This window comes from Alteromonas sp. ABE4_545, from assembly GCF_056161325.1.
The window spans coordinates 1-4,900 of record NZ_JBSWYY010000056.1 but is presented as its reverse complement, the minus strand read 5'-3'; the positions used below and the strand labels follow the sequence as shown (position 1 = coordinate 4,900).

Sequence of the window (4,900 nt, the reverse complement as noted above, 5' to 3'; positions counted from 1 at the left end):
CGATTTCTAAATCACCACAATTGCGAACACGCACAGCATGAACATCAAAACTGCAAAGTATGGAGAACAGAACAACAGGAATAAATATTTTCATCATTACACATAACACCCCGCTTAGGGGCAAAAATACGTGGGCTATAATACGAGCGAAGCGAGGACAGCCCACGTGTTTTTGTCCCAGCACGCCCCGCGTGCGTCTACAGCGGTTTGTTAGAGTTCATTAGCTAAAAACAACCTACATGCTAACTGTTCGCAAAGCAAAAAGCTGCCTAGTTGACTAGGCAATGAATTGTTGGCACCTAGAGCTTCTTTTGGTATTAAATAAACTTTTGATTCGTCCCATGAAATACTGACGTCATTTGCATCTATCTGTACTAGTGCCAACAGATCATAGTTCTCGGGCAGAGAGCTAGGCCTTCTTATTTGGTTAGTTGTAGTTTTTACCTGAATAGTTTTAATAGTCACGCCTTTTAGCGCAACCAGGTCATTTCCAGAATCTTTCAACGGAGGAGCCGCTTGAATATCGAATTCCAGCAACTTCAATTGTACAAACAGCTCGCCTAACGTACCTGTTTTCATATTTTGAGTTATCGGATTTGCCAAGATTCCTCCTTGAACTCTAACGCCCCAAGCAGGGGCAATAACACGTAGGCTATTATACGGAACGAAGTGACGGGAGCCTACGTGTTAGTGTCCCGCTGACTTGGTTTGTTAGGTTACCTTGTTAAACAATACAGTCCGCTTTCATTAGCCCAACTTTCTATTTGAGCTGCTTTCTCTGGATTGCGAAGATAAAAAACATTGGTATCGTCCCAGCTTTCAAAGTACACAGCCTCTAGCTCCGGTAATACGACTTTATAAAATTGAGAGCTGTCCACGTTATGTGGTGTGCACATTAAATAATTTACTTTTGTTGTGTAAGAAGTAAATTTACGAAATAATGGCAATGCTTTATGCCAGCGCCCCCTAAAAGTAAAATTCAGAATTTCAGTATTACTCACGAGCTTTTCAGCGAATTTAATAAACTTTGAATCTCTTTCTCGTTGCTCTTCTTCGGAGACATCTGACAGAAACTTTAGTGCATCATCATGACCTAGCCAGCGGTCAAATACTGAAACAGCCATATAGGTATATTCAGAGGTGTCTTCTACAGCGACTAACTTGTCTAAATCAGGAAACTTTTCTCGCAGTTCCACCTGAGCATTCTTATTTAAAACTGAAAATCTACGCATGTTTCTACTGGTAACCTAACACCCCGCTTAGGGGCAAAAATACGTGGGCTATAATACCGAGCGAAGCGAGGACAGCCCACGTGTTTTTGTCCCAGCACGCCCCGCGTGCGTCTACAGCGGTTTGTTATGTGCCACTAACCGATTTAGCTACAACAAACCCACCGAAACCGATGGCTGACTCGATATACCAGCCGCTGTAATTATTACTTTCAAGGTAATTTACAGTAGCTTCAAAATCATCTTTCCATATGTCAACGCCATAATATCGATTCCAATTTTGGATATTATCCTTTTCTTCTTCGAAGATAGAACGAATAGGTACGTTTTCAATATCGGTGATAATCGAATGTGCCGTATGCACAAAATGATATACAGCTACTTCTGCGAAGGTGATTTCAGATAAATCAGTTTCTTTACCGGGGTAACCAAAACCCAAATATAACTTTACAGTTTTGCCATGGTCGGTAACTTCGTATTTTTGAAGATGATAATCGTGAAATCTCAACATCGCCTGTTTAGCTTCCTTGGCACATAACGCTAAGCTAAGGGGCGCAAACGCGTGGGGCATAATAGCGAAGCGCCCCACGTGTTTGTGTCCCAGCAGGCCGCGACAGCGGCTTGCGCCTTAAGCGTTTTGTTATGTGCTGTAGCCATTCGTTAAAACACCTTCCCTATGTTTTGGTTTAATTTATCGCGAGTTAAATGCGCAAGTGGTTAATGTGAAAACACAATACGAAGCGCATTGCTAAATCCCCCAACCCACTCAAAATTGCCGCGTTTACGATTAATACAACACTAAAACTATTTAGCCCAACTTATTACGGCAACACCGAAAATGCAATTTACTCGCAAAATCTAGCCAAACCAAAAACGGGTTTTTACGTAGGTTAAAAACAAAGAGTGGTTGCTGAATTTACCTGCAACCTGTCAAAAACCGACAACTTTAATGTGACTAATTCAAACACGCACATAACGCCCTAATTTGGTGGCACAAACGCGTGGGCTATACTGCGAAGCAGAGCCCGCGTGTTTGTGTCCCCAACATTTGTTTGTTAGAAGCCATTTCCCAAACATTTAAAGTAACCTGCGATATATTTTTGATAGATTTGTTGTCCTTCCTTATTGCATTGACTGCTACTGGTAATAATTTTAGAAAGATAATCTCTTAGTTCGGGGATGTGGTCCATTCTCCCTGACTTTATAAGAGCTTTCTCTTTCTCGTAATTTGGATTCGGCCCTTGAATTACGCGTTCTAAGACGGAGCAAATGATTTTTATAGCGGACCCATTGTGCAACAGAGAAAAATCAGTCTCATACCCAGTAATACTGATTTCACAGTCGATATATGTATATGGGTCAAATGTTCCATCTTCAGTGCCCATATCGTCGTAAAGAAAACCGTAATCTGCGCAGGTATAGAACATGTAAAGGATGTCCCTCAAAGCATCCTCTGCTCTCATAAATTTTTCAAAAACATCATCTGGATCTGAATTCATCTTTGGCTTCTAACGCCCCAAGCAGGGGCAATAACATGCAGGCTAAACTGGGAGCGAAGCGAGTGAGCCTGCGTGTTATTGTCCACTGCCTTGGTTTGTTAACCCAGCCACTGAACGCACGCAGCTATGCTGCCACCGCCAACATGCCTATTAAAACCTGCAAAGTTAAAAATAGTGTTTTTACCTTAAACAACGGTAAAGAAAACAACAACATATTTTTGAAATTGTGTTTTTGAGCAAGCAAAAACAACTGCGTTGACCAGACCTAAAAACAACAGTCAAACGAATACTGAAAAAGGAACTAGTTTCACCGACCTAGATTGTACGCGCCGCGCAAACCACGGGAAGAAATAACGTTTGGTGGTTGATAGCAAAATGCCCAGTTTAGCACCCAATGGCGGTTGGGTTCGAAAACACCCTTGAAGAACAAAACGCAGTCACTGAAATTCACGAAAGAGCTAACAACAACGACACTCTAAGAAATGGGGGTTAACGCCCAACTTAGGGGCAATAACACGCAGGCTAAAATTGGAGCGAAGCGACTGAGCCTGCGTGTTATTGTCCCAGTGAGCGCCAGCGAACGGCTACAGTTGTTTGTTAGCCCAGCTAGTGAATTCTCGCAGCTTTGCTGCCGGGCACCAAGGTGATTGCACAACCTAACAGCCCTTGATGCTAAAGGTTAACCATAAACAACCGCCAGAAAAACAACAACCTATTTTCACATTAGCCATTTGCTCCAACTGATAAAGCTGCGTTGCCAATGAAGCTGAGAAATGCACGATACGATTGCAGATAAAAGCGCTACTCACTAACAAAGAAAGAGAGTTCGCGCCGCGCAAACCACGGGAAGAAAATAGCCTGATTGGTTGATAGCCCAGGAAACAAAAATAGCCTATGACGGTAGGACGCTAAAACAAGAAATGCTACCGGAGTTCACCCTACAGTGATCTTTTATTTTTGAACGGATTAACGAATGGGGGCTAACGCCTAAATATGGGGCACAAACAGGCAGGCTATAATGGCGAAGCCGCCTGCCTGTTTGTGTCCCAGCCCGCTTGCGGGCGACATAATTTTTTTGTTAGGTGACATTTAAAATTACCGGCTCTTTTCTGGTGATTACGTGGATGAACTCATTGCCAGTCATGACAGAAAAATGTCTAAGCTCACCGGGGGTTGTATCATAGATTAACGTCTCTGATTTCAAATATTCTATGAGACTGGAGCTTTGATATTCTCCAACTACGCCGCCTTCCCTGCTTGCGTGAAAATCTTTTGAATGATCACATTCATCGTAAACTTGATATTGAATCGTGTCTGAAAAAACAACAAGGAATTTCTTAGGTTCCATATGCTTTTCAGAAACCCTAGAGCTTTCACTTAGCGTCAGAGTCAAGAGCCTGTCTTGATACTGAAGGTTTTCCAAGTACCAACACTGATAATTGTGAATATCTAAACATGTTTCCATGATGGCACCTAACGCCCCACTTAGGGGCACAAATACGCAGGCTATAATACGGAGCGAAGCGAAGGGAGCCTGCGTGTTTGTGTCCCAACGAGCGCCAGCGAGTGACTACAGTGGTTTGTTATACCTACTTTTTACTTACAGAGAGCACACTGTAAGCCCAAACATTTATTTTAAGTTCTTTGCAAAGATCACCATCCATGCAAATGCCACTAAACCAAATATCTCCAAACCCTATATTCAGTCCGTTATAATTATAAAATAAGTTCTTGAACTGCTGCTCTTTAACCCTTGTCAGCATTTCCGGTGTAACAATGCTGTCGTAGTTTTCAATGAATTGCTCTATGGTGTCGTAATAAACGCTACCGCTAGGATAGTTAACTCGTATCGGATACAAGTTTAGCGACGCTACCTCTTGCTTATCGCCAGATAACAAGCTTGATTTTAAATTTAAGAAGAAAGCTTCGTAGTCTAGATCACTTCTAAAATACTCGTTGAGTCTCTCATTCGAAATATCCTTAACATTGTCGGAAAATGCCGGACCACTGAACAATAAAAGAAAAATAACTAGGTAAACTCTCAATTAAACACCCTGTAGGTATAACACCCCGCTTAGGGGCAAAAATACGTGGGCTATAATAACGAGCGAAGCGAGGACGGCCCACGTGTTTTTGTCCCAGCAAGCTCCGCTTGCGTCTACAGCGGTTTGT

The 4,900-nt window shown here is 42.4% G+C and carries 7 protein-coding genes; 1 reads left to right on the top strand and 6 read right to left on the bottom strand.

Annotated features, from left to right (window positions below):
- Positions 1–210: 210 nt before the first annotated feature.
- From ACXAH6_RS20250 to ACXAH6_RS20235, 4 genes are all read right to left on the bottom strand, one after another.
- Positions 211–603 carry a hypothetical protein gene (locus ACXAH6_RS20250; RefSeq protein WP_474879796.1) on the bottom strand — a complete coding sequence of 131 codons (393 nt, stop codon included), beginning with the start codon at positions 601–603 and terminating at the stop codon, positions 211–213.
- A gap of 113 nt (positions 604–716) precedes the next feature.
- Positions 717–1,232: a hypothetical protein gene (locus tag ACXAH6_RS20245; protein ID WP_474879794.1), complete on the bottom strand. Its 516-nt coding sequence runs from the start codon at positions 1,230–1,232 to the stop codon at positions 717–719.
- Between the two features lie 124 nt (positions 1,233–1,356).
- Positions 1,357–1,818 carry a hypothetical protein gene (locus ACXAH6_RS20240; protein ID WP_474879793.1) on the bottom strand — a complete coding sequence of 154 codons (462 nt, stop codon included), beginning with the start codon at positions 1,816–1,818 and terminating at the stop codon, positions 1,357–1,359.
- Between the two features lie 466 nt (positions 1,819–2,284).
- Complete coding sequence (locus ACXAH6_RS20235; RefSeq protein WP_474879791.1) at positions 2,285–2,728, bottom strand: hypothetical protein; 444 nt, start codon at positions 2,726–2,728, stop codon at positions 2,285–2,287.
- A 35-nt stretch (positions 2,729–2,763) separates the two neighbouring features.
- Between ACXAH6_RS20235 and ACXAH6_RS20230 the strand changes: the two genes are divergently transcribed.
- Positions 2,764–2,964, top strand: a complete 201-nt coding sequence (locus ACXAH6_RS20230; RefSeq protein WP_474879789.1) for a hypothetical protein — start codon at positions 2,764–2,766, stop codon at positions 2,962–2,964.
- 842 nt (positions 2,965–3,806) lie between these two features.
- On the opposite strand, the gene ACXAH6_RS20225 is transcribed toward ACXAH6_RS20230, so the two are convergent.
- Both ACXAH6_RS20225 and ACXAH6_RS20220 read right to left on the bottom strand, forming a co-directional pair.
- Positions 3,807–4,193 carry a hypothetical protein gene (locus ACXAH6_RS20225; RefSeq protein WP_474879788.1) on the bottom strand — a complete coding sequence of 129 codons (387 nt, stop codon included), beginning with the start codon at positions 4,191–4,193 and terminating at the stop codon, positions 3,807–3,809.
- A 124-nt stretch (positions 4,194–4,317) separates the two neighbouring features.
- Positions 4,318–4,773, bottom strand: a complete 456-nt coding sequence (locus ACXAH6_RS20220) for a hypothetical protein (protein WP_474879787.1) — start codon at positions 4,771–4,773, stop codon at positions 4,318–4,320.
- Positions 4,774–4,900 lie beyond the last annotated feature (127 nt).